Annotated in this window: 20 protein-coding genes; 9 read left to right on the top strand and 11 right to left on the bottom strand. The window is 65.2% G+C overall.

What is annotated here, in order from left to right; genetic code table 11:
* Positions 1-4 precede the first annotated feature (4 nt).
* Together AiwAL_RS02240 and AiwAL_RS02235 are read right to left on the bottom strand one after the other, a co-directional pair.
* The gene (locus tag AiwAL_RS02240) at positions 5-1,360 is read right to left on the bottom strand and encodes an NAD(P)H-dependent oxidoreductase (RefSeq protein WP_235702645.1); all 1,356 of its coding nucleotides are present in this window, start codon (positions 1,358-1,360) and stop codon (positions 5-7) included.
* 6 nt (positions 1,361-1,366) lie between these two features.
* Complete coding sequence (locus AiwAL_RS02235) at positions 1,367-2,167, bottom strand: phytanoyl-CoA dioxygenase family protein (protein WP_235702644.1); 801 nt, start codon at positions 2,165-2,167, stop codon at positions 1,367-1,369.
* A gap of 88 nt (positions 2,168-2,255) precedes the next feature.
* Between AiwAL_RS02235 and AiwAL_RS02230 the strand changes: the two genes are divergently transcribed.
* Together AiwAL_RS02230 and selD are read left to right on the top strand one after the other, a co-directional pair.
* Positions 2,256-3,629: an FAD-containing oxidoreductase gene (locus tag AiwAL_RS02230; protein WP_262312023.1), complete on the top strand. Its 1,374-nt coding sequence runs from the start codon at positions 2,256-2,258 to the stop codon at positions 3,627-3,629.
* Positions 3,630-3,664: 35 nt separating this feature from the next.
* Positions 3,665-5,932: a selenide, water dikinase SelD gene (gene selD, locus AiwAL_RS02225; RefSeq protein ID WP_235702642.1), complete on the top strand. Its 2,268-nt coding sequence runs from the start codon at positions 3,665-3,667 to the stop codon at positions 5,930-5,932.
* Here the strand turns inward: selD and senB are convergent.
* A complete protein-coding gene (gene senB / locus AiwAL_RS02220) occupies positions 5,916-6,878 on the bottom strand; it encodes a selenoneine biosynthesis selenosugar synthase SenB (RefSeq protein ID WP_235702641.1) in 963 nt (320 codons plus the stop codon). The genes selD and senB overlap by 17 nt on opposite strands.
* 36 nt (positions 6,879-6,914) lie before the next feature.
* Between senB and senA the strand changes: the two genes are divergently transcribed.
* Entirely contained in the window at positions 6,915-8,222 is a 1,308-nt protein-coding gene (senA, locus tag AiwAL_RS02215) for a selenoneine synthase SenA (RefSeq protein ID WP_262312022.1), read from the top strand.
* Between the two features lie 7 nt (positions 8,223-8,229).
* Here the strand turns inward: senA and AiwAL_RS02210 are convergent, their stop codons facing one another.
* Together AiwAL_RS02210 and AiwAL_RS02205 are read right to left on the bottom strand one after the other, a co-directional pair.
* A complete protein-coding gene (locus AiwAL_RS02210) occupies positions 8,230-8,898 on the bottom strand; it encodes a hypothetical protein (protein WP_262312021.1) in 669 nt (222 codons plus the stop codon).
* Positions 8,899-8,909: 11 nt separating this feature from the next.
* Positions 8,910-10,304 (bottom strand): selenium-binding family protein, encoded by a 1,395-nt coding sequence (locus AiwAL_RS02205; protein ID WP_235702638.1) that lies wholly within the window; start codon positions 10,302-10,304, stop codon positions 8,910-8,912.
* Positions 10,305-10,574: 270 nt separating this feature from the next.
* On the opposite strand from AiwAL_RS02205, the gene AiwAL_RS02200 reads away from it, so the two are divergent.
* From AiwAL_RS02200 to AiwAL_RS02190, 3 genes are all read left to right on the top strand, one after another.
* Positions 10,575-11,456 (top strand): ABC transporter permease, encoded by an 882-nt coding sequence (locus tag AiwAL_RS02200; protein ID WP_235702637.1) that lies wholly within the window; start codon positions 10,575-10,577, stop codon positions 11,454-11,456.
* 4 nt (positions 11,457-11,460) lie between these two features.
* A complete protein-coding gene (locus tag AiwAL_RS02195) occupies positions 11,461-12,258 on the top strand; it encodes an ABC transporter ATP-binding protein (protein WP_235702636.1) in 798 nt (265 codons plus the stop codon).
* A 130-nt stretch (positions 12,259-12,388) separates the two neighbouring features.
* Complete coding sequence (locus AiwAL_RS02190; RefSeq protein ID WP_408851114.1) at positions 12,389-12,949, top strand: M20/M25/M40 family metallo-hydrolase; 561 nt, start codon at positions 12,389-12,391, stop codon at positions 12,947-12,949.
* A gap of 118 nt (positions 12,950-13,067) precedes the next feature.
* Here the strand turns inward: AiwAL_RS02190 and AiwAL_RS02185 are convergent, their stop codons facing one another.
* Complete coding sequence (locus AiwAL_RS02185) at positions 13,068-14,486, bottom strand: hypothetical protein (protein WP_262312019.1); 1,419 nt, start codon at positions 14,484-14,486, stop codon at positions 13,068-13,070.
* A 434-nt stretch (positions 14,487-14,920) separates the two neighbouring features.
* Here AiwAL_RS02185 and AiwAL_RS02180 point away from each other — a divergent pair, with 434 nt between their 5' ends.
* Positions 14,921-16,123 (top strand): ROK family transcriptional regulator, encoded by a 1,203-nt coding sequence (locus AiwAL_RS02180; RefSeq protein ID WP_235702633.1) that lies wholly within the window; start codon positions 14,921-14,923, stop codon positions 16,121-16,123.
* 426 nt (positions 16,124-16,549) lie between these two features.
* On the opposite strand, the gene hpnE is transcribed toward AiwAL_RS02180, so the two are convergent.
* From hpnE to hpnA, 5 genes are read right to left on the bottom strand one after another with little or no spacing between them, the layout of a single operon-like run.
* Positions 16,550-17,785 carry a hydroxysqualene dehydroxylase HpnE gene (gene hpnE, locus AiwAL_RS02175; RefSeq protein ID WP_262312075.1) on the bottom strand — a complete coding sequence of 412 codons (1,236 nt, stop codon included), beginning with the start codon at positions 17,783-17,785 and terminating at the stop codon, positions 16,550-16,552.
* Positions 17,785-18,654: a presqualene diphosphate synthase HpnD gene (hpnD, locus tag AiwAL_RS02170; RefSeq protein WP_235702632.1), complete on the bottom strand. Its 870-nt coding sequence runs from the start codon at positions 18,652-18,654 to the stop codon at positions 17,785-17,787. The genes hpnE and hpnD overlap by 1 nt, the downstream gene beginning before the upstream one ends.
* Positions 18,654-19,499: a squalene synthase HpnC gene (gene hpnC / locus AiwAL_RS02165; protein ID WP_235702631.1), complete on the bottom strand. Its 846-nt coding sequence runs from the start codon at positions 19,497-19,499 to the stop codon at positions 18,654-18,656. Before hpnC ends, hpnD begins: the two co-directional genes overlap by 1 nt.
* Positions 19,496-20,620 (bottom strand): glycosyltransferase, encoded by a 1,125-nt coding sequence (locus tag AiwAL_RS02160; protein WP_262312018.1) that lies wholly within the window; start codon positions 20,618-20,620, stop codon positions 19,496-19,498. Before AiwAL_RS02160 ends, hpnC begins: the two co-directional genes overlap by 4 nt.
* The gene (gene hpnA / locus AiwAL_RS02155) at positions 20,617-21,684 is read right to left on the bottom strand and encodes a hopanoid-associated sugar epimerase (RefSeq protein WP_235702629.1); all 1,068 of its coding nucleotides are present in this window, start codon (positions 21,682-21,684) and stop codon (positions 20,617-20,619) included. Before hpnA ends, AiwAL_RS02160 begins: the two co-directional genes overlap by 4 nt.
* 345 nt (positions 21,685-22,029) lie before the next feature.
* On the opposite strand from hpnA, the gene AiwAL_RS02150 reads away from it, so the two are divergent.
* Both AiwAL_RS02150 and AiwAL_RS02145 read left to right on the top strand, forming a co-directional pair.
* Positions 22,030-23,019, top strand: a complete 990-nt coding sequence (locus tag AiwAL_RS02150) for a flippase-like domain-containing protein (protein WP_235702628.1) — start codon at positions 22,030-22,032, stop codon at positions 23,017-23,019.
* 72 nt (positions 23,020-23,091) lie between these two features.
* Entirely contained in the window at positions 23,092-23,349 is a 258-nt protein-coding gene (locus AiwAL_RS02145; RefSeq protein ID WP_235702627.1) for a GlsB/YeaQ/YmgE family stress response membrane protein, read from the top strand.
* The last annotated feature ends 17 nt before the right edge of the window (positions 23,350-23,366 follow it).

Genomic DNA, 23,366 nt, shown 5'->3' with positions numbered 1-23,366 from the left:
CGCCTTATACCATTGCGGGTACGACGGTGCCGCCGTGATGCGCGCCGGCGAAGCGGCGCTCCATGCAGCGCCGTGCGTCGATCGCGGTTCGCGATGCCGCGTCATGAGCCGGCAGGTCCACATCGGCCCAGCGCACGGTTTCACCCGCCGCGACATCGCGAAGCAGGCGGGCGTGATGGGCAAGCCCGATCGGCAGCGCGGCCGCCTGCAAACTTGCCTCTGCCGGCATCAGCCGTCCCCAGACCGTATAACCACCTTCGCCATCCAGCGTCTCGCCCGCGCGCAGCGGCCGTTTGGCGATCGCGGCCACGTCGCCCAAAAAACCGCGCGGCTGGCCGGTCGGTTCGCCGCGCAAGGCGGCGGACAGGACGGAAATATTCAATTCCAGACCGATCAGATGATAGGGCTTGTACATCGCCGCGTAGCGGCCTGACGCATCCGTCTTGAGGCCGTATTGCCGAAAACACGCGGCGGCGTAGTCGTTCGGCGCTTCCAGGACCACATACACGCCCCAGCGCAGGTCGCGGAACACCGGCCTGCCGTCGCGCTCCAGCGACGAGACCACTTCCACCATGCCGGCGCGATCGAGCACGCCGCCCGCACTTCGGGGGCGCAGGATATGCGGCAGATCATCCACCCCGCAGGGCGGAAACCCCAGCCCGGCATCCGGCACGTCAAGCCCAGTGGCATTGGCGATCGCCGCCATCTCGATCGCCGATTTGGTGCCGTCGAGGAAGGAGTTGAACATCCGCGCGTTCATTCCGGCGTCACGAGCTTCATTTTCGGTCAGCCCGTAATGCTCCCACACGGTCGCGGGCGTGACAGTATGGTAGAACGGCAGATATTTGGTGCCCTTGCCCGCCGCGACGACCCGGAATCCGCAGGCTCGCGCCCAATCGACCAGTTCGGCGGTCAGCGCCGGCTGATCGCCATAGGCCAGCGAATAGACCACGCAAGCGCGCCGCGCCTCCTCCGCGAGCAGCGGTCCGGCGAGCGCATCCGCCTCGACATTCACCATCACCACATGCTTGCCGCAGGCCATGGCGGCGCGCGCGTGAACGATGCCGAACGCCGGGTTGCCTGTCGCCTCCACCACGATTTCGGCATCCGCTCGGGCGATCGCCGCCAATGCATCGTCGGTGAAATCGGTCGCTTCGATGGATTCATCCGGCCATCCGACGCCAAGGCACGCCGCGCGCGCCCGATCGGGGTCGAGATCGGCAATGGCGGCGATTTCCAGCCCCGGCGTGTGCGGCGCCTGGGCCAGGAACATCGCGCCGAATTTTCCGGCGCCGATCAGCACCACACGCACCGGCTTTTCGGCCGCGACGCGCTGCGCCAGCAGATGATGCAGGTTCACCGCGCGCTATTCCGCCGCCGCCTGAAACCCTTGCGCCATGCGCCCGAGCGCATCGTCCGCCACCGGCTCGATCGGTGCGAAATCCCGATGCGCGATGAAGCTCGGGCGGGTCGGCGTGCGAATAAAGTTGGAGACGGCGTTGAGCGTCAGATACACGATCCGGCGCGGATAGGGCGTGATATTGCCGGCCGAGCCATGCACCAGATTGCCATGGAACATCAGCACGCCACCCGGCTTGCCGGTGGGGGCCACAATGCCGCCCTGGGCGACCAGACGCGTCACCGTCTCGTTGTCCAGCGTCCATAACGGATAGGATGTGGTTTCGACATCGTGCGTCGCCTCCAGATCGCCGGCTAGATGGCTGCGCGGCACCAGAAGCAGCGGACCGTTGATCGGCATCACCTCGTCGAGAAACACCGAGATGTTCATCGCCTTCGGCTCGGGCATCCCGTCGTCGCGCTTCCAGGTGCCGTAATCCTGGTGCCATTGCCACACCTCGCCGGTGAAGGCCGCCTTCGCGTTGATCTTGAACTGATGCATGTAGAGGCGTTCGCCGAAAATCCGCTCGACCGGGCGGATTAGCCGCGGATGCGCACCCAGCAGCCGGAACGCCTCGTTATAGGTGTGCGCGGCGAAGGCGGTGCGCGGCGCGCCGTTTTTTTCGCGCCACACTTCCGGGCGCTGCTGGGCATAGATCGCCTCGGCTTCGCGCTTGAGCAGGGCGACTTCGCCGGCATCGAACAATTCGGGCAGGAACAGCCAGCCTTGTTCGTTGAAATCGTCGATCTGCTCCTGGCTCAGGTGCATGGTTCCTCCACAGGGTTTTTGGAATTCCGAAACCTGCGCCCGTGCCGTCCCCCCTGTCAAACACCCCGGCGTTGCCCATCTCTGCCGCATGAGCAGGAGTTTCGACGCCATCATCATCGGCGCTGGCCAGGCCGGACCGCCGCTCGCCAGCCGCCTCACCTCATCCGGCATGACCGTCGCCCTGATCGAGCGCAAGCTGTTCGGCGGTACCTGCGTCAATACCGGCTGCACCCCGACCAAGACGCTCATCGCCAGCGCCTATGCCGCTCACCTGGCACGCCGCGCCGCCGATTTCGGCGTGACGCTCGGCGGTTCGGTCGAAATCGACATGGCGGCGGTCAAAGCCCGGAAAGACGCGGTTTCGGGCACGTCACGCCAGAACGTCGAAACATGGCTAAGGGGCATGGAGCGGTGCACCGTCTATCAAGATCATGCACGCTTTGAATCGCTCCGTGAGATCCGCGTGGGCGATGAGCGGATCACCGCCGCGCGCATTTTCATTAATGCGGGCGCGCGTGCCGCCATCCCGGACATGCCGGGCCTCGATCGGGTGAACTATCTCACCAACACCACCATCCTGGAACTCGACGAGGCACCGCGCCATCTGGTGATCGTCGGGGGCAGTTATATCGGGCTGGAATTCGCCCAGATGTATCGCCGCTTCGGCAGCGCGGTCACGATCATCGAGAAGGGCCCGCGCCTGATCGCCCGCGAGGACGAGGACGTGTCCGACGCAGTGAAAGACATCCTCGAAGCTGAAGGAATTGCCGTCCGCCTCGATGCCGACTGCATCAGCTTCGCGCCGCGCGGCACCGACATCGCCGCCGGCGTGAACTGCACATCCGGCGCGCCGGAAATCGTGGGCTCCCACGTGCTGCTGGCGGTCGGGCGGCGTCCGAACACCGACGATCTCGGCCTGGATCAGGCGGGCGTCGCACTGGACGAGCGCGGCTATATCGTGGTGGACGACCAGTTGCGCACCAGCGTGCCGGGCATCTGGGCGCTCGGCGATTGCAACGGCCGGGGCGCCTTCACCCACACCGCCTATAATGATTTCGAGATCGTCGCGGCCAATTTGCTCGACAATGATGCGCGCCGGGTCAGCGACCGGATCACTGCCTACGCGCTCTATATCGACCCGCCGCTCGGGCGGGTCGGCATGACCGAAGCCGAAGCCCGCAAGGCCGGGCGCAAAATCCGCGTCGGCACGCGGCCGATGACCAGGATCGCGCGCGCCATCGAGAAAGGCGAAACCCAGGGGTTCATGAAAATCGTGGTCGATGCCGAAACCGACGCCATTCTGGGTGCCGCGATCCTCGGCGTCGGCGGCGACGAGGCGATCCACGGCGTGCTGGGCATCATGACCGCCAAGGCGCCATCCGCCACCCTGCGGCGCTCGATGCCGATCCATCCCACCGTGTCGGAACTGATCCCGACAATGCTGGGAGACCTCCGGCCGTAGACGGCGGTTCCGCCAGACGATAACAAACCACCGTCATGCAGAGCGGCGATGCGGCGATCCTCAAGGACCTTGTGCTGATCGGCGGCGGCCACAGCCATGTCGCGGTGCTGAAGCGCTTCGGCATGAACAAACTGGCGGGCGTGCGCCTGACATTGATCAGCCAGGACGCCCAGACACCCTATTCCGGCATGCTGCCGGGCCTGATCGCCGGGCATTATGCCTTCGACGAGGCGCATATCGATCTCGGCCCGCTTTGCCGGTTCGCGGGGGCGCGTTTCTATCAGGACGAGGTAACGGGGCTCGACCTTGAAGGTCGAGTGGTTCTGTGCCGCAACCGGCCGCCGGTCCGGTTCGACGTTCTCTCGATCAACATCGGTTCGACACCGCGCACCGCCGACGTGCCGGGCGCCGCCGGCAATGTGGTGCCGGTCAAGCCGATCAGCCGGTTCATCGCCCAGTGGGAGGCGCTGCGCGAGCGGGTTCTGGTAACCCGCGATCGGGTGCGCATCGGCGTGGTGGGCACCGGCGCCGGCGGGGTTGAAATATTATTGGCGACCCAACATCGGCTGCGCGCATTGCTGGCGGAAGGCGGGCGGCCGGACGATCATCTGGATTATTATCTTTTCGGCAATGCGGACGAGATTCTTCCGGGCCATAATGCGGGCGCACGGCGGAGTTTCGAGCGCGTGCTGCGGGAACGGAACGTCCAGGTGCTGACCGGACAGGCGATCACCGAGGTTGCATCGGGACGGCTGCGCCGGGCGAACGGCGAAACCTATGATCTGGACGAGATCTTGTGGGTGACGAGCGCGGGCGCGGCGCCCTGGCTGCGCGCATCGGGCCTGAGCCTCGATGCTCAGGGCTTCATCGAAGTGAACGAAACCCTGGAATCGGTCTCGCATCCCGGCGTGTTCGCCGCCGGGGACATTGCCGCGGTGATCCGGCATCCCCGGCCGAAATCCGGCGTGTTCGCGGTGCGCCAGGGCGCGCCGCTGGCGCTCAATCTGCGCCGCTCGCTGCTCGGGCGGACGCTCCGCCCGTTTCGCCCGCAACGCCGGTTCCTCAGCCTGATTTCCACCGGCGATCGATACGCCGTCGCCTCGCGCGGCCGATGGTCACGCGAAGGGCGGTCGATGTGGCAATGGAAGGACTGGATCGACCGGCGCTTCATGCGCAAATTTTCCGAACTGCCGGACATGGCGGTGGCCAAGCCACCTGAATTTGCCACCGGGCTCGCCGATGCCGCGGCACTCGGCGAGATCTCGGCCATCGCCATGCGCTGTGGCGGGTGTGGTGCCAAGGTGGGCAGCACGGTGCTCAGCCGGGTGCTCGGCCAGTTGAGCCCGATCGGCCGGCCCGACATCCTGATCGGGCTCGACGCGCCCGACGACGCCGCCGTGGTCGAAGTGCCGCCGGGCAAAATGATGATCCACACGGTCGATTATTTCCGCGCCTTCGTCGATGATCCGTATATTTTCGGGAAAGTGGCGGCCAATCACAGCCTGGGCGATATTTTCGCGATGGGCGGCGAGCCGCAATCGGCGCTCGCCATCGTCACGGTGTCCTATGGGTTGGAGGCGCAGGTCGAGGATCAGTTGTTCCAGCTCATGTCCGGGGCGATCGAGGTACTGAACGCAGCGGATTGCGCACTGGTCGGCGGCCATACCAGCGAAGGCGCCGAACTCAGTCTCGGCTTTGCCGTAAACGGTCTGGCCGACCGCGCGCGGTTGATGCGCAAGGGCGGAATGCGGCCGGGCGACCGCTTGATCCTGACCAAGCCGCTTGGCACCGGGACGCTGTTCGCGGCGGATATGCGAATGAAGGCCAAGGGGCGCTGGATCGACGATGCGCTGGTCAGCATGGTCCAGTCCAACCGCGCGGGTGCGGCTTGTCTGCACCACCATGGGGCGACGTCCTGCACCGACGTGACCGGCTTTGGGCTGCTTGGTCATCTGATCGAGATGACCAGGCCATCATCGGTCGATGTCACGCTCGATCTTGCGTCCCTGCCGTTCCTCGACGGCGCGCTGGACACGGTGCGGATGGGCATTTTCAGCTCTCTCCAGCCGCAGAATGTCCGGCTGCGCCGCGCGATCCGCGACATCGAAACCGCCTCGGCGGATGAGCGGTTTCCGCTCATTTTCGATCCGCAAACCGCGGGCGGCCTTCTGGCGAGCGTTCCGGCCGAGCAGGCGGAGGCGTGCCTCGCCGAACTCGGAACCCTCGGCTACGATCGCGCCGCCATCATCGGCACCGTCATGCCGCAGGGCGACGCCCTCGAACCGATCACGCTTTGCCGGTGAGTTGCGCGAGGAGCGTTTGCCAGGATGCGCGTTCCCGCGCGGGGTCGAACAAAGGTACGCGCGCGCCGCACCGGGCGCGGAGATCGTCGAGAAAGCCCGGATCGCTCTCGGCACGGCGCAATAATCCAGTCAACGCCGCCGTGTCGCCAACCGGAAAGTAGCCCGGATAGTCGCCGCCGAGCAGCCCGACCGAGCCGGCAATCCGCGACGCGATTACCGGCACCCCGGCGACCAGCGCCTCGGAGACGACATTGGCGCCGCCCTCCATCACCGAACTCAACACCATCAGCTTGGCGCGGGCGAGCGCGCGACGGACCGCCCAGCCCGGCACCTCACCGCGCCAGACATAGCGCCGGTTGACCGTCATTTCCGCGCGCGCCGCCTCGGCCCAGTCCGCATCATGCGCCATGCCGAGGTGGACGATGCGGATACGTGAGGACTCCGGCAGCGCGCGGGCGGCGAGGGCGGTGCGCATCGGGTCCTTTTCCGCGCGCAGATGACCGATCACCAGAACCTCGAAAACCCCCCGCAGCGGCGGCAGGCGGCGGGATAGTGGCGGGACCGACTGATAAATTATTCTGACCTTCGACCGAAACCGGGCGGGGATTGCGTCGGCGACCAGATCGTGCAGCCCGACCAGCGCATCCGCCATCGCCATCGAACCCAGCGTGGTTTCGGGATCGCTTTGCTGAAAGCGGTAGATATCGGTCCCGGTCAGCGCCACCACCAGCTTGCGATCGGGATACCGCGCCCGGAACGCGCCGATGCTGTCGGCACTGCGCCACGCATGGAGCGCGATCATCAGGTCCGCGTTCTCGCCCGCATAGGCGGTGCTTACGGTCACGCGCGCGCCCATCCCGCGCAGAATGTGCGCCCAACGCATCGCTGTGGTCCGGTTGCCGGTGCGCGCGTGTTGGCGGGCCGGCGTGATCAGGCTAATCTTCATCGATCGCTCGGACAAAGAGACGCCCAAAGAGACGCTATGACCGATCCTGTCCCCACCGCTCACCTCATCGATTGCCTTGTGGACGCCCGTGCCCGCACGCTCGAACTGGTGCACGGGCTCAACGCCGACCAGCTTAAGGGACCGCCACTCGACATCGTCAATCCGCTACTCTGGGAGATCGGCCACCTCGCCTGGTTTCACGAGCATTTCGCGCTGCGGACCCTGGGCGACCGCACGCAGCGCCTCGATGCCGCCGATGCGCTCTACAACTCCTCGACCGTCCCGCACGACATACGGTGGGATCTGCCGCTGCCCACGCTTCAGGGCACGCTCGATTACCTGGCGCGGGTGCTGGATGCGATGGTCAACCGGCTGAACGGCGGCGCCGCCAGTGCGGAGGAAGCGTATCTTTATCTTCTGACAACTTATCATGAGGACATGCACGGCGAGGCGTTCACCTATTCGCGCCAGACGCTTGGCTACAAGGCGCCCGAATTCGCGACCCTTGCGGCCGGTCCGCCCACCGACATCGATGCCGGACTGCTCGACGGCGACGTCGCGGTGGCGGGCGGCAGTTTTTCTCTCGGCGCGGCGCCCGGCGCAGACTTCGTGTTCGACAACGAAAAATGGGCGCATCCGGTGACCGTGGAGCCGTTCCGCATCGGCTGCGCGCCGGTCACCAACGCCCAATTCCTGGAATTCGTGGCCGATGACGGCTATCGACGCCGCGCCTTATGGAGCGATGCGGGCTGGCGCTGGCGCGAAGCGGCCGAGGCTGATCATCCGCTCTACTGGGTCGCGCAGCAAGATGGCTGGAGCGAGCGGCAGTTCGATCGCACGATCGGCCTTCTTCCGCACCGGCCGGTCATCCATGTCAATTGGCATGAGGCGGAGGCGTGGTGCAACTGGGCCGGGCGGCGGCTGCCGCACGAAGCCGAATGGGAGGCTGCCGCCGCGACCGAACCCGGCGCCGGGGGGTTCGCCCCACGCAAGCGCCGCTATCCCTGGGGCGACGCGGCGCCCGGCCCGCGCCACGCCAATCTCGACGGGCGTGTGCTCGGCACCGTCGATGTCGCGGCGCATCCCGAGGGCGACAGCGCATGGGGGTGTCGCCAGATGCTCGGCAATGTCTGGGAGTGGACGGCGACACCGTTCGCGCCTTATCCGGGCTTCGCTCCCGACATCTACGAGGATTATTCGGCGCCGTGGTTCGGCTCGCGCAAGGTTCTGCGCGGCGGCGCCTGGGCGACCCGCGGCCGGATGATCGCCAACACCTATCGCAATTTCTTCACCCCGGAGCGGCGCGACATCATGGCCGGATTTCGGAGCTGCGCGCGAGACTGATCTCACCTCACCCCATCGTCAGGCCCATGATTCCCATCAGGATGAACATCACCGCCCAGCCGAGATCGAGGTTGACCCAGTACCGCGTGATCGCGCGCAGTCCGAACCGGCGGACCACCGCGATCGCGACCGCCGATCCGGTCAGAAACAGCGGGACGGCCATCGCCGCACTCACCGCCAGCGCGATCAGGACGGCGCCGAAAATCGGGGCGACGGTGGATGGTGCGGCCACCCACGCGCTCACCAGGATCAGGTTGATCAGCATCGGCGCCATCATCACCGGCGAGCCGCAATGGGTGAGCCCCATGCAGAACGCCCACCGCACCGGCCGGTCCGGGCTGATCCGGGCGAGGAATTTCGGATGGCGCGGCCGCAGGATTTTATAGAGGCCGAAGCCGATCAGTCCGAAACCGGCCAGCGACCCCGCCTGCATCAGCGTCATCATCGATAGCCGGTCCGCGAGCAGCACGGCGATGACGACCGAGACCGGCGCCAGCAACACGATCATCGACAGGAAATGCCCGAACGCGAGCGCCGCGGTGCTCAGCAGGATCGCCCGCGTCGAGTTCGTTTCCAGCCCGCGCGCCACCGCGCGCAGCCAGCCGACCGGCGGATTGACCCCCTGATACACCCCCATCCCGATCGCCATCAGCCAGGGCAGGGCCTGGTTCATCATCGAAACCCCGCTCATGCGGAGGCGAAACAGAAGCTCTCGGTCGAACAATCGCCGCCTTCGAGCCGCACCTGATGCGCGCCATAGCCGGCGCCGAACTCGATCCTGAAATTCGGATCGAGCCTGAAGCCGCCGGCAGCGTCGGCATGGCACATCACCATCTGCCCCGGCACGCCGCGCGGATAGAACTGGGTATCCCACGTGCTGTACAACGAATTGGTGAAATAGACCCGCTTGCCGTCGCGGCTGATCTCGACCATCTGCGGGCCGCCGTGGAACGCCGCGCCCGAGGGGTGTTCGGTGTTTGCCGCGATGCCGCCGAGCTTCACCGTCCCCGCCAGTTTCGGCGCCATCGGATCGCTCACGTCATATTGGCGCAACTCGCCGGTTCCCCAGCACGCCACATAGAGAAACCGATCGTCCAGCGAGAGATCGATATCGGTGATCAGCGGCGGCACAGCGGCGAACGGCTTCAGCAGCTCGGGCAGCAGCGCCGGGTCGGCCGGCTGCGGCGGAACGATCGCGGTCTTTTTCGCGTGGAACTTGCCGCCCTCGCGCCACCAGGTCCAGATCGAGCCTTCCAGATTGGTGTTGTCGATCACCACGCCGAGAAACCCGTAATCCTTGGTCGGTTCGTGCGCCGGCCGGATTTCGAGCGCCATCTGATGGTTGGCGCCGAGATCGATGCTCTGGATGTGCCGGCGGCCGCGCAGATCCCAGAAATGCAGCTTGTGGCCGTATTTTCCGCCCATCAGCGCTTCCGGCACCACGCCGTTCTCGAACAGCGGCGGCAGCGCCCATTCGCTCGAGACCATGTAGTCGTGCGGCATGTTCCACCAGAAATCGTAATGGGCGAACTGGTCGCCACGGTCGATTTCCCACTGCCCGCGAATCTCGAAACTGTCGCAATCGAGAATGAAGACGCCCGCCGGACTTTCATCGCCGTTGACGCCCTTGCCGCCGAGCGTGCTGATATAGACCCCCTCCGGCCCGCAATGCACCGTATGCGGCCGGGAATAGCCGGTCTTGCGCCTGACCTCGTCCGGCTCGATCACCTTGACGATTTTCGGCGCGCGCGGGTCCGGCTTGGTGTCGATGATGTAGATGCGCGACGAGCGGATGCCCGGCACCACCAGATAGCGCCGTTCGCTGAACGCATGACCGCTGGTCGGGCACAGGGACGCGCTGCAGGCACTCCACCCGTAATGATGCAGTTCGTCGCCGATATGGGGCAGCACCAGCGTGTTGAGCATAGTGCCGAACCGGGACGATGCGGGGTCGAGATCGACCACCGCCAGCGCATCGGCCGCGTTCTTGTCCTTGCTCAGCAAGGCGACGTAGCCGATGGTTTCGCGCGCCGCCTCCATCGCCAGCTTCGCCGACGGATAGAAGGTCGGATCGGGCCTCATTTGAACCATACTGCTCATATCCGCGTTCCCCCGGTGTTATCCATGCTTTTGTAGCCGTGAATCCTCGGGCCGGGGAAGCTATTTCCACCGGACAGGGCTGCCGGGCGCGGCGCAGCCACCATATCGCGTTCATGAACATATGGTCAGATGTCGGTCATGGCTCTTTTTATCGTCCGACTCTATGGGTAGAACCCGCGGGCTGTGCATATTCAACGGGTTGGCCGATCGGATGCGCGGCGCACCAATTCAAGGACGTGATCAGACGTGACCATGAGTGATCTACCGGCGACCGAGCGCGCGATCCGGGCGTCGGAAACCCAGCCTTTGTTCACCCTCTCGGCGGATCGCGGCTGGATTCAGCGGTTCCAGCTCGCCGGCACCGATCTGCGGGGCGGCGTGAAGCTGTGGCGCCTCGCCTGGTCGCTGGCGTTTTCGGATATCAGGCTGCGCTATCGCGGCTCCGCGCTGGGGCCGTTCTGGCTCACTTTGTCAACCGCGATCATGATCGGGGCGATGGCGTTTCTCTACGCCGACCTGTTTCACACCGATATCCATACCTATCTCCCCTATCTGACCGTCTCGATCATCCTGTGGAACTATCTGAACATGCTGGTCTCCGACGGCTGCACCTGTTTCAGCCAGGTAGAGTCCATGATCCGGGGGATACGGATGCCGTTCACGGTTCATGCCGCGCGCAGCGTGATCCGCAACACCATCATTCTGGCCCACAACATCATCGTGGTGGTCGCCGTGTTCGCGATCATGGGCGTGTCCATGTCGCTCTATTCGCTGTGGGCGATTCCCGGCTTCCTGCTCTGGCTGATCGACGCCTTCGCGATGTCCATCCTGTTCGGCGCCTTCTGCGCCCGGTTCCGCGATGTGCCGCAGATCATCATGTCGGTCATGCAGATCGCGTTTTTCGTCACCCCGATCATGTGGTATGCTAGCCTGCTGGAAAAGCACCCGGAAGGCGAATTATTGATCCGATTCAACCCGTTCTATTATCTTCTCGAAATTGTTCGCGGGCCGCTGCTTGGTACCCCGATGACGCTCGATATGGTCTGGAAGGCGTTGATCGTCTCCGGCGTGCTGATCCTGGTCGCGACGGTTGGTTTCGCCCGTACCCGCGGCCGCATCGCATACTGGGTCTAGCCTGATGACCTATCTCACCGCCTTTGGTCTGTCGGTGGCGTTTCCGCTCTACCACAGCGACAACCGCTCGCTGAAGAAAACCGTTCTGGGCCGCGCCTCGGGCCGGTTCGCCAAGGACGACCGGCAACGCCTGGTCGTGCAGGCGCTGCGGGATATTTCCTTCACCATGCGCTCGGGCGACCGGCTCGGGCTCGTCGGCTCGAACGGTTCCGGCAAGACCACCCTGCTGCGGACGCTGTCCGGCATCTATCAGCCCGCTTCCGGTTCGCTGTCGATGGAAGGGCGGCTGACCTCCCTGCTCGATCCCGGCCAGGGAATGAATCTCGATCTGACCGGCTGGGAAAATATCCGGCTGCGCGGCTATTTCCTGGGCATGGGGAAAGCCGACATCGCCCGGCTGGAAGCCGATGTCGAGGATTTCTCCGAACTCGGCCAGTTTCTCGACCTGCCGGTGCGCAATTATTCCTCAGGCATGGTCGTGCGGCTGGCTTTCGCCATGGCGACCGCCGTGCATCCTGAAATCCTGATCATGGACGAATGGATTCTGGCCGGCGACGCCGGGTTCATGGACAAGGCCAAACACCGGGTCGAGGCGATGGTGCGCCACGCGGATATTCTGGTGCTGGCCAGCCATCAGGCCGGGATTCTGGCGCAATGGTGCTCGCGCCTGATCTGGCTGGATCAGGGGCGCGTCCGCGCCGAGGGCAGCCCGATGGAGGTCCTGGCGCAATATCTGCCGCCGCAGCAATTCGAGGAAATCGAGAAAACCAAAAGCCTGCTTGCGACGAACCCCGTATTCTGACGTCGCGCGGCTCGCGTCGCCTTTCAGCGGATTAAACCAGATTTCCCTGACGAAGCAGCGCCAGGGCCTTGGCGGGCCAGAGCGCAGGCGTCGACGGCACCGGCTTTTCCCGGCACATCGGCGAGAGCGCGTGGAGCCGGATCGAAGATATCGCCGCGCGTGCCGAAGTCAGCCCGGCCGGTGTCGTCCGCGCGATCAAATCCTGGCGCTTCAGGCCATGTCGGATCGAAACAGCGGCACGACGGCGAGCGTCGGATTGATCGAGGGGGGCACGCGGCGGAATGTCGTACCGGCCTATGCTCGCGCCGGGATCGACGTTCGCGGGGCGACCCAACCGGAGATGAACCGCATCACGCGGGCGGTTCTGGGCCTCGCGGCACGGAATCCGAAAGCGCGGCTGAAAATTGCCGGAGGAACCAACCGGCCGCCGATGGAACGCACGCCGCAGATCGCGGCATTGTTCGAAAAAGCACAAGAAATTGCCAAGGAACTTGACATCGATTTGCGCGAGGCTTTCGTCGGTGGTGGCAGCGACGGAAACTTCTGTGCCGCTCTGGGTGTTCCCGTGCTGGATGGCATCGGGGCGGTTGTCGGCGGTGCCCATGCGCGAACCGAACACGTCGTCATGGCGGAAATTCCGCGCCGCACCACACTTCTGGCGGCGCTGATCGAGGGGTTTCGACTGCAATAAAGACGATCCGGCCACCTCCGCTTCCGACCGAACCATTCCGTTCAACCAGAATTGGCCAATTTGCCTGTCAAACCAAAGGAGAGCGTGGCCGGCTAAAGCCGGTCACGCTCTCCCGACATCAGAACCGGTACTTGAAGTAGAAGCGGTTGCTGAAATACGGATTGTGATACGGCCCGATATTGCCACGATTTTCGGCGACCTCGATATCCGTGTCGTCCTCGACATAGAGCCCCTTCAGAATCGACGACAGATCGTAGGAGGCGCCGACCTGCAAGGCCCAGAGCTTCTGGTTCGATATCGGAGTCCCGACCGGGAACCCGTAAGGACCATTGTAGGAATAGGTGGAACCGCCAAAACCGTAGCGGGCGACGTAACGGATGTAATTGGCGCTGAGACCCAGCTTGTTGTTCAGAAAGCCGAATTTCGACGTGATGCCGTAGGCATAGCCAGGTCCGAGATCCTCAAGGCCGGCTTGCATCGTGTCGGTGAAGTCGGTGCCGGTGAGGTCGTTATAGGGATGCACCAGGCCGCCGTGCCGGTAGGAGTTGTAGTTGACCGGGCTGTAATCGCCGACCAGCGCGACCGTGTCGTTTCCGAACGACATTCCGAGCTTGCCGCCATAGATATGGGCATCGACCGAGTTGGCGTTACCGTCGGTGAACTGGAAAACGCCGTCGCCTGACGAATTGCCTTCGGAGACGATCTGCACCGCGCCGAGGACCGAGGTGTTCGGCGAGATCGGATGGGTCACGTCCGCTTCGCCGTAGAAGAGCTGGGCGAAGTGGTAGAAATCGTAATACCAGCCCTGGACGGTGATATGGTTGCCCTGGAAATCGTCCTGGAAGAGCGCGCCGAGCGTGATGAAGCCGTTGGTCGGCGCACTCGTGTAGCGGTTGCCGGAAATGAAGCTGCTGCTGTAGCGGCTGTCGTAATTGAACATCCGTGCGGCGAATATGCTGAACTTCGCGTCGCTGCCGCTCAGTTGCAGAGGGCCGGCATCGACGCCTCCGCTCTTGCCGCCGATGACATCGACCTTGCCCGCCACACCCATGAAGGCGCGGGGGTTGAAGGTATAGTAGTCCGGGTTGGCCCAGGGCGTGTTGATCAGCTGCCGGCCGAAGCGGATCTCCACCGTGTCGTTCTGATATTGCAGATAGGCCTGACGGAAGGACTGGATGCTGTGGTAATTGCCTGTCAGCTCCGTGGAACCGCGCAAATTATTGTAGATGCCGAGCGACTGGGCCGTATAACCGCCGAGTCCGACGCTGAAACCCTCGAACGAGCCGGTATGCGCGACGAGATGGCCGCCGACCGCGAAGGCATGATTATCCTTGGACGAATGGCCATGGTTGAGATAGTCGAAGTTGAGAGCCCCGACCATGCCTGAGAACGTGGTCTGCTGGAGAGCGGATTCCAGGCTTTGAGCGCTCGCCGCCGGTGCCAGGAACATGGTCGATACCATGAGCGCCGCGGCAAAGCCGAATGTACGCGTAACGCCGCCGGGCAGGCGGCGGGAGCGCTGTTGTGTTTTCAGCATTCTAGTCTCCCAGATTGAACGAGATTTACCTTCTCTTGTTCGGTTGATGTCAAGTTTAACGTGCTGTTATCACTGTGTCGGCGATCCTGGTTCCTTTTGTTAGAAATGCGATTGCCGCGATGACGACTCCGCCCGGCGCGAGGGTAGAACGGCCTCTCGGCACGATCGGCGCATGATAACGTGCGCCCAACGCCTGAACGCGGCCCCATATCGTCGGCGGCAAAAGGGACGGCGAGACAAAGTTCCTGCCTCACTCTTGGGTTTCCTTTTCCAGTCGGTTTGCACAGCGAGATTGGAATGGCCCGCTTGCGCGAATTATTTTTACTCTTTAATAAACCCATAAAGAGGAGCGTGATTGGTGTCAATACGAAATCGTGCTGGCAAGGCCGCGGCCGCCGGAGTAACATGGCAAACATGATGATCAGGGGCCCGGCATGACCAAGCCGCGCGTCAATTCCGCATTGATCCGGCGCATCAATACCGGAAGGCTGTTCCACATCATTCGCCAGAATGCCGGGATTTCGCAGCAGCAACTCTCGCACGTCTCGGGAATCGATCCGGCGACCATCTCGATCATCATCAACAATCTCGAAGCCGCGGGTATCGTGCGCCGGGTGATCGACGCGCCCACCGGCCGCGCCGGCCGTCCGACCTCCGCGCTGAGCATCGATGCGCGCGCCGGCTATCTTGCCGGCATCGGCATCGAACCCGACGCGATCCGCATCGTTCTCGCCACGATCGACGGCGCGCGCTGCGCCGATCTCATCGTTCCCGGCAGCCTCGATCCTGAAGCGGCGCGCGAAGCGGCGCGTGCCGGGCTTGCTAGCGCGCTGCGCATGGTTCGTGCGCGGCGCAGTACGCTTCTCGGGGTCGGCATCGCGCTGCCGGGCCTGGTTTCGCTCGACGGTCAGGTGGTGTTCGCACCCAATCTCGGCTGGCGCGATCTCGATTTCGCCGCAGGTCTGCGGCAGAGCCTGAAATGCCCGATCCGGCTGGAGAACGACGTGAAGGCCGCGGCGCTTGCCGAGCATCTGTTCGGCGCGAGCCGCGACATCACCGATTTCGTCTACGTGATGGGCCGGTCGGGCATCGGCGGCGGGCTTCATCTCATGGGTGAACTCTATCGCGGCCCGCACGGGCTTGCCGGCGAGATCGGCCATATGAAGATCGTGCCGGGCGGCAGGCTTTGCGGCTGCGGCGGGCATGGCTGCTTCGAGGCCTATGCCTCCGAGCGCGCGATTCTGGCGGAACTTGCCGCGCAGGGCCACCCCGCGCGGGATGTCGATGCGGTTCTGGCCGCCTGCCGCGATGGCGACAAGACCGTCCTTGCGGTGCTCGCCGAAGCGGGCGCGCATCTCGGCCTCGGCCTCGCCAATCTCATCAACATCATGAGTCCGCGCCGTGTCGTGCTCGGCGGCAGCCTGGCCAGGCTGGCGCCGTTCCTGCTGCCGGCCGCCGCACGGGCACTGGACGAGAACGCCTTGGCGGCGATCCGGCACGATGTCGAACTCGTGGTTTCGGTGATGGGCGACCACGCCGCGCCGATGGGGGGTATCGCGCTGGCGCTGCAACAATTTCTCGACGATCCTCCGGTCCGGCTTGGCCATCCGCGCGAATCCGGGCGACGGACGAAATAGCGTTCCGCCCGCATGCCCATCGGCCAATAACCGCCCGTATTCGAAGCCGCCCAATATGGTTCCCCCGGTTTGGCCGCCGGCCGCATCCGCGACCGAACGATCCAAGTTGCGATTTTTATTTGCAATTTTGTTGCAAAATCACGCCGCCCCGCAGCAGGGTCAAGCATGTTTTTCGGAACAATCGGGATGGGTCTGAAAAGATCTTCAGGTGTTGCAAATTTACAAAGAGCTAAGGCGCCGTGCAGCCGAACAAACCGCGCTTCACATGCCGCGCAAGATCGACCCGGCCTCGTTCGGAATTTCAATTCTTTATTTTTCGTATTTTAGAATAATAAATCCATCAACCCTGTCAAGGGGAATTGACGCGACGATGGCCTTGCCGCTCTCGCTCTGGCGGCGCAGGCAGACGCCTGGGAAAATCCAAAATTAAGCGAAGGTGGCTGCGGTCTCGCCCGAGCGAACAGCACCCTCGATCGTCGCGGGCAGGCCGGTCGCGGTGTAATCTCCGGCGAGGACGAGGTTTTTGAACCGTGTCGCCGCATCGGGCCGGCGCGCGAGCTGTTCGGGCGTTGCCGCGAATGTCGCGCGCTTTTCCTTGACCACCCGATAGGGCGGCACGGTGCGCGGCAGGCCGAACGCCCGCCGCAGATCGGACCAGACTTCGAGCGCGAGGGCGTCGGAATCGGTGTCGATGCGGTCATTGGCCGCGCTGATCGTGACCGAAACGACCTCGGTCTTCTCGAAAACCCATTCCGCCGCCCCGCCGAGCAGCCCGTAGAACCCGGCCTCGCCGGCATCGATCCCGGCGCGGAAATGCAGATTCAGGATCGCCTCGAACGCGTCCGGCACGGTCAGGCCGGGCAGCAGGTCGGCGGCAACCCAAGGGGGGGTTGCCAGCACGACGCGTTCATCAGGTGCGATGATCTCGTCCATGTTCGGCCCGACCAGGCCGGTGACATGGTCGTCGGAGACCGTCATTCCGGCAATGCGGGTGCCGAAGCGCAGTTCGGTGCCCCGCTCGCGGAGATAGGCGAGGGCGGGATCGACGAAGCTTTCCGAAAGGCCGATTTTCGGAAAGCGCGGCATCGACGCCCTGCCACCGCGCCTGAGGCTTTCGGCAATGACCGCGGCGAGCGGGGCCGCAGCGGCGATCCTGGGCTTGGTGTTGAGGGCGGCGATCGCCAGCGGCTCGAGCAGATTGTCGTAGAGCGGGTCGAGATCGCCGAGCAGGGCGGCAACGGTATCGTCGGCCCGTGCGCGATCGAGACGGCGCAGCGCGAGATAGTCGCGCGCTTTGGTATTCGGCACCCGCCAGGATTTGCGCAGCACCCACCAGGGCAGCCGGCCGCGATTGAGCCGCAGCGTCCAGGCCGCGCCGGAGACGAGATCGATGAAGGGAAAGACCGGCCGGTTCGGCCCGGTGAGGCTGTCCGCCGCGCCGATCCGTGCGAGATAGGCCATGGTCGCGTGATTGCCGGAGAGCAGCAGATGGTTGCCGTTGTCGATCCGGCAGCCGAGGCTCGCATCCTCATAGGAGCGGCAGCGCCCGCCAGCCCATTTCGCCGCCTCGTACAGAACCACCCGTGTTCCACGGCTGGCAAGCGACGTCGCAGCGGCGAGTCCGGCCATGCCCGCGCCGATCACATGGACCCGCCCGGCCATCATGACCCGCGATCGGCGAGGAGCAGAAGCTGCGCGGCGAGCGCCACCTTGCGCCAGAGAGGCAGGCGCGGTCGGCGCTCCGGGTGGGCGAACCGGTCGCGGCGCATTGCCGCAAGCAGGGGACGATAGGCCGCCGCCATCATCCGGGCCGGGCGCATCGCACGCGCATCGCACAGGCGCATCGCCACCTCGGCTTCAGCGTAATGGCTTTCGGCCTGCGCCGCGATCGTGGCGAGAATGCGCTTCAGGCCGGGTGCCTGCAGGATGGTGGCGGGATCGGCGGCCACGCCTTCCTGGTCCAGTGCCTCGCGCGGCATATAGAGCCGGCCGCGCGCCGCATCCTCGGCGACGTCGCGCAGAATATTGGTGAGCTGAAGCGCGCGGCCGAGATGATGCGCGACCCGATCCCCGGTTGCCGACGCCTCGCCGAACACCCGGACCGAAAGCCGCCCGACCGCCGAGGCGACGCGATCGCAATAAAGATCGAGCAACGCTGCGTCGGGAGCGACGATCGGCGTGCCGGCATCCATTTCCATGCCGTCGATGATCGCGTGAAAATCCTCCCGCCGCAGCGCGTAGCGCAGCGAGGCCCAGCACAGCACGCGAGTGACCGGATCGTCCGCGCCGCCGGCGTGCAGCGCGTCGATCCGGGCGCGCCAGTCGTCCAGCCCCCGGCGTTTGGCGGCGAATGGTGCGTCCGCGTCGGCAATGTCGTCCACCGCGCGGCAGAAGGCGTAAATACCGTACATGGCGGTGCGGCGCTGTGCGGGCAGCACCGCCATGCCCCGGTAGAACGAGGTGCCGGCCGCGCGCGTCGCGGCGGCGACCGCACGCGCATCGTCCTCCATGGTCGGGACCGTCGCGAGCATCAGGCGAACCGGGGCAGCGATGCGAGAATCGCGCCGATCGCATCCGGCGTGCGCAGCCTCACCCGCGCGGCCAGCGGGTCGCCGCGCCGCAACCGTGCGTGGAGCCGCCGTGCGAGGCCGCAGATGATCGCGGTTTCCACCCGAAGCCGGCGCGCGCGCACCAGGCCGGGCAGGGCGCGTGCCTGATCGTTGAGCAGCGCGGTTTCCGCCAGCATTGCGTCGAACACGCGGCGCAGGCCGGGGCCGGTTTTCGGCGCGCGCACGTCTTCGGCTGTCGCCCCCTCGCGCGCGAGCCAGGCGCCGGGTAGGTAGGAGCGGTCGAGTTCTGCAAAATCCTTGGCGCAATCCTGAAGGTGGTTCATCACTTGCAGACTGGCGCAAAGCGCGTCCGAAGCAGGCCAGGTCGCCTCGCTCTCGCCATGCAGGTCAAGCACGTAGCGCCCGACCGGGGCCGCCGAGTAGCGGCAATAGTCCATCAGTTCGCCCCAATCGGCATAGCGGCGTTTCACCGCGTCCTGGCGGAAGGCGATCAGCAATTCACGGGCATGAACCGCCGATACCCCGGTTTGCGCAAGACTGGTGCGCAGCCGCGCCGCCGAGGGCGAACCTTCGGCCGCCGCTCCGGTCAGCACCGCCTCCATCGCGTCGAGTCGGGCGATTTTTTGCGCGGACGCAAGGTCCGGGTGGTCGGCAATGTCGTCCGCATTGCGGGCGAATGCGTAATAGGCGTGGACATGGCGGCGCAGATCCGCCCGGATCAGCCAGGAGCCGACCGGGAAATTCTCGTCGCCCCGGTCCTTGCCCGACCAGGTTTCGACGTTCGGCGCGGCGAGATCGGCACTCATGGTCCCGCTCCGTAGTCGCGGCGTTTCCATTGTGCGCCGGTGCCGCGCCAATGGCGCAGGGCGGAGGCGATCGTCGCTTCCATATAGACCAGCGCAATACCCGGAAGCGCGAGACTCCAGAAACCGGAAACCCCATAGCGCCTGAGTGTCGGCCGATAGGACAATACGGCAAGCAGGTAGGCGACGAGGCCGAGGACAAAGCTCCAGCCGCCGCCGAAAATCACCGCGAGCGGCGGCACCAGCCAGACCAGGGCGAGGCCGATCAGGGTCAACGCCAGTAGCGCGGCGGAATAGCGCAACTGGGTGAAGGCGGTACGGGCGATCATCGCGCGAGTATCGGCGAGGTGCGGATAGGGGCGGATCGAGCGGGCGAGGCCGGAATGGCCAAGGAAAATCGCGCCGCCGCGCTTCACCAGGCGCGCCAATGTCACATCGTCGATCAGCGCGCCGCGCATCGCGGCGATGCCGCCGATCCGCTCGAGCGCCGCGCGCCGAATCAGCACGGTGCCACCCGCCGCCGCCGCGGTGGCGGACAGCGGATCGTTCACCCGCGCGAACGGATAGAGCATCTGGAAGAAATAGACGAAAGCCGGAATCAAGGCGCGCTCGGCCCGGCTTTCGCAATTGAGCCGCACCATTTCCGAGACCATGTCGAGTCTCGCGCCGCGCTCCGGCGTTCCCATGCGCGCCACCAGGGTCGCGAGATGGCGCGGATCGTGAGTGATGTCGGCATCGGTGAACAGGAGCAGTTCCGCGCCACTCCGTGCGACGCCCTGATCCAGCGCCCAGAGCTTGCCGGACCAGCCGGCCGGTTTCGTTGCACCGGAAACCAGCAGAAACCGTGGATCGCTTCCGGCGGCTTCGGCCGCACGGACGGCGGTGCCGTCGGTGCTGCCGTCATCGACCAGGATGACCCGGAACGGCGCCGGATAATCCTGCGCCAGAAGCGACGCGATCGCCGCACCGATGGTCTCCACCTCGTCGCGCGCGGGAATCACGATATCGACGGCAGGAGCGGTAACCGGCCGCGCCGGCAGCAGCTCGGGGCCGCTGTGCCAGAAATGCCCGTGCAGAAAATAGAGATACAGCCAGATCAGAGTGGCGATCGCGGCGAGGATCATGCGGCGGGCACCACGGCCGGGTCGAAGGCGAGGCTCGCAAGCTTGCCGCGCCGGCAGAAATCGGCCAGCGCGTCGCGCACCGCCTGTTCCGCCGGGCGCGGCGCGTAGCCGAGTTCGCGCATCGCCTTGGCCGAGCTGTAGAACATCCGCCGGCGCGCCATGGTCAGCATGTCGCGCGTCATCAGCGGTTCGTGGCGGGAAATCCGCGCCCAGGCTTCCATCAGCGCGGCGATCGGCATCAGCGGACCGATCGGCAGCTTGATGCGCGGCGGCGAGCGGCCGGCGAGCCGGGTGATCATCCGGCCGATCTCGGAGAGCATCAGGTTTTCGCCGCCGAGAATGTAGCTCTCGCCGGAGCGGCCATGTTCGAGGGCCAGAATATGGCCCTCGGCAACGTCATCGACGTGGACGATGTTCATTCCGGTCTCGACATAGGCCGGCATATGGCCGCGCGCGGCGTCCAGCACCATGCGCCCGGTCGGCGTCGGTCTGATGTCGCCGGGGCCGACGGGTGCCGAGGGATTGACGATCACCACGTCCAGCCCATTGGCGGCGAGAAGCCGCACCGCCAGCTCTGCCTCGTATTTCGATTTTTTATAGGGACCGACATGATCCTCCGGCGCGTTCGGCGTGGCCTCGTCGGCCGGGCTGCCATCCTGGGTGAGACCGAGTGCCGCGACGCTGCTGGTATAGACCGCACGCTCCACGCGCGCCGCCTGCGCCGCGCGGAGCAGGGCGAGGGTGCCGTCGATATTGACCCGCCGCATCGCGGCGGGGTCGGGAACGAACAGCCGGTAATCGGCGGCGACATGGAAGACGTAGCGGCAGCCGGCGGTGGCGCGGGCGAGCGAATCGGGGTCGGTCAGATCGCCGATAATGCGCTCGCCCGGCAGACCGGCAAGATTGGCGAGATCGCTCGACGGCCGGTGCAGGATGCGCAGCCTATGCCCACGCCGCGCGAGGGTGCGGGCCACGGCGGCGCCGATGAAGCCGGTCGCTCCGGTCACCAGGGTCGGGCGCGGGTCTGGCGCAGGATCGGGATTGCTGCTTCGCTCGCTCGTCATGCGGTGCCGTTCGGATGCCTCGGATAGCGTCCTAGTGTGGTGGTTCTGAAATTCCTAATATGCTTGGGGCAGTGATTTTAGGAATTTCAGAACGATAAACCACACTAGAATCAAATGCTTACTAGTGTCCTGCTCGATTCGGAAGTTCGTTTGTGCTGGCCGAGGTGTCTTACGAACTTCCGAATCGAGCAGGACACTAATGGCAAATCCGCGACGCTGCAAAATCGCCCGTATCGGACCGCGCGGGGATTTGGTAAGGGATGCGCCGTTACACGGAGAGACGATTTGATACGAAAGGCATCGCGCGGGGGGCGATCCGAATATGGAGAGCAGGCACGGGCGTTGATGCGCCGCCTCGGCGTCTGGCCGGCGGCCTTCGCGCTGCTCGGCCTTGCCCTGTTCACCGGCACCATCGCGTGGCTTGGCTGGGACGGCATCATGCGCGCGCTGGAGCGGGTGAGCATCGGCGGATTCGCGATCTATTTCGGCGTGCAACTGGTCATCATGGCGGGCCTCGCCGGCGCGTGGCGGTTGCTGCTGCGGCATCGGCGCGGCGGGCGCTTCGCCCTGCTCTACTGGGGGCGGCTGGTTCGCGATGCGGCGGGCGAATTCCTGCCATTCTCCCATGTCGGCGGCTTTATCCTGGGCGGCCGGGCCATCGCGCTCGGCGGCGTCACCTTCGCGGACGCAGCCGCCTCGACCCTTGCCGACGTGACGGTGGAATTCCTCGCCGAATTGGTGTTCATCGCGGTGGGTCTCGTCCTGCTCGTCGGCCTTGCGCCCAAGAGCACATTACTCGTCCCGGTCACCCTTGGCCTCGTGGTCGCGATGTTCGGCGCGGCGGGGTTTCTGTTCGTCCAGAAGGGCGGCGCGCGGGTGTTTCGCGGCCTTGCCATGCGCATCGCCGGGCGGTCGGCGGAGTCCGCCTCGATCCGCATGGAACGGTTGCAGGCGGCGCTCGATGCGATCTACGCGCGCCCCGCGCGGATGCTCGGCGCCGGGGCGCTCCATCTGGTCTGCTGGTTCGGCACCGGGGTTGCCTCCTACGTGGCGTTTCATGCGCTTGGTGCGGATATCAGCCTGACCGACGCGCTGGCGATCGAGGCGCTGCTGCATGCGATCCTGGCGGCAGGGTTCTTCGTGCCGGGCCGGATCGGCGTGCAGGAGGCGGCCTACACGCTGCTCGGCTCGGTGTTCGGGATTCCGCCGGATATCGCGCTGTCGGTCTCGCTGCTGCGCCGGGCACGGGATCTGATCATCGCCGTGCCGGTACTGCTGGTCTGGCAGGGAATCGAGGCGCGGCGGCTGCAGCCGGTTTCGAGCGATCTCGGCTGACATTCTTGCATCGCATCGCCGGGATGCCAAAATTATCGGTTAGGAAAAGTTCACAATTGCGGAGTTCGCGTCATGGGGTTGCTCGCCATCATCGTGCTGGGACTGATCGCGGGCTGGATCGCCAGTCTGATCGTCGATAACGCCGGCAAGGGACCAGTGCTGGATATGGTGCTGGGCATCGTCGGCGCGCTGGTGGGCGGGGAGATTTTTTCTCTGCTCGGCGCCGCGCCGATCACCGGGTTCAACCTCTACAGCCTGTTCGTCGCGGTGATCGGCTCCGTGGTGGTGCTGGTGATCTACCACGCGGTCATGGGCCGCCGCAGACTCTGATTTAGCTTCAATACAAT

It is taken from the genome of Acidiphilium sp. AL (assembly GCF_025499445.1).
GTDB classification, from domain to species: Bacteria; Pseudomonadota; Alphaproteobacteria; order Acetobacterales; family Acetobacteraceae; genus Acidiphilium; species Acidiphilium iwatense.
Note: the sequence above shows the minus strand (reverse complement) of the source record. Positions and strands in the feature narration are given on the sequence as shown.

Bases quoted from the DNA above. Each gene is read 5' to 3' on its own strand.
- AiwAL_RS02235 (WP_235702644.1), bottom strand. From the start codon at position 2,167: ATGCACCTGAGCCAGGAGCAGATCGACGATTTCAACGAACAAGGCTGG.
- AiwAL_RS02230 (WP_262312023.1), top strand. From the start codon at position 2,256: ATGAGCAGGAGTTTCGACGCCATCATCATCGGCGCTGGCCAGGCCGGA.
- selD (WP_235702642.1), top strand. From the start codon at position 3,665: ATGCAGAGCGGCGATGCGGCGATCCTCAAGGACCTTGTGCTGATCGGC.
- senB (WP_235702641.1), bottom strand. From the start codon at position 6,878: ATGAAGATTAGCCTGATCACGCCGGCCCGCCAACACGCGCGCACCGGC.
- senA (WP_262312022.1), top strand. From the start codon at position 6,915: ATGACCGATCCTGTCCCCACCGCTCACCTCATCGATTGCCTTGTGGAC.
- AiwAL_RS02210 (WP_262312021.1), bottom strand. From the start codon at position 8,898: ATGATGAACCAGGCCCTGCCCTGGCTGATGGCGATCGGGATGGGGGTG.
- AiwAL_RS02205 (WP_235702638.1), bottom strand. From the start codon at position 10,304: ATGAGGCCCGATCCGACCTTCTATCCGTCGGCGAAGCTGGCGATGGAG.
- AiwAL_RS02200 (WP_235702637.1), top strand. From the start codon at position 10,575: ATGAGTGATCTACCGGCGACCGAGCGCGCGATCCGGGCGTCGGAAACC.
- AiwAL_RS02195 (WP_235702636.1), top strand. From the start codon at position 11,461: ATGACCTATCTCACCGCCTTTGGTCTGTCGGTGGCGTTTCCGCTCTAC.
- AiwAL_RS02185 (WP_262312019.1), bottom strand. From the start codon at position 14,486: ATGCTGAAAACACAACAGCGCTCCCGCCGCCTGCCCGGCGGCGTTACG.
- AiwAL_RS02180 (WP_235702633.1), top strand. From the start codon at position 14,921: ATGACCAAGCCGCGCGTCAATTCCGCATTGATCCGGCGCATCAATACC.
- hpnE (WP_262312075.1), bottom strand. From the start codon at position 17,785: ATGGCCGGGCGGGTCCATGTGATCGGCGCGGGCATGGCCGGACTCGCC.
- hpnD (WP_235702632.1), bottom strand. From the start codon at position 18,654: ATGCTCGCGACGGTCCCGACCATGGAGGACGATGCGCGTGCGGTCGCC.
- hpnC (WP_235702631.1), bottom strand. From the start codon at position 19,499: ATGAGTGCCGATCTCGCCGCGCCGAACGTCGAAACCTGGTCGGGCAAG.
- AiwAL_RS02160 (WP_262312018.1), bottom strand. From the start codon at position 20,620: ATGATCCTCGCCGCGATCGCCACTCTGATCTGGCTGTATCTCTATTTT.
- hpnA (WP_235702629.1), bottom strand. From the start codon at position 21,684: ATGACGAGCGAGCGAAGCAGCAATCCCGATCCTGCGCCAGACCCGCGC.
- AiwAL_RS02150 (WP_235702628.1), top strand. From the start codon at position 22,030: ATGCGCCGCCTCGGCGTCTGGCCGGCGGCCTTCGCGCTGCTCGGCCTT.
- AiwAL_RS02145 (WP_235702627.1), top strand. From the start codon at position 23,092: ATGGGGTTGCTCGCCATCATCGTGCTGGGACTGATCGCGGGCTGGATC.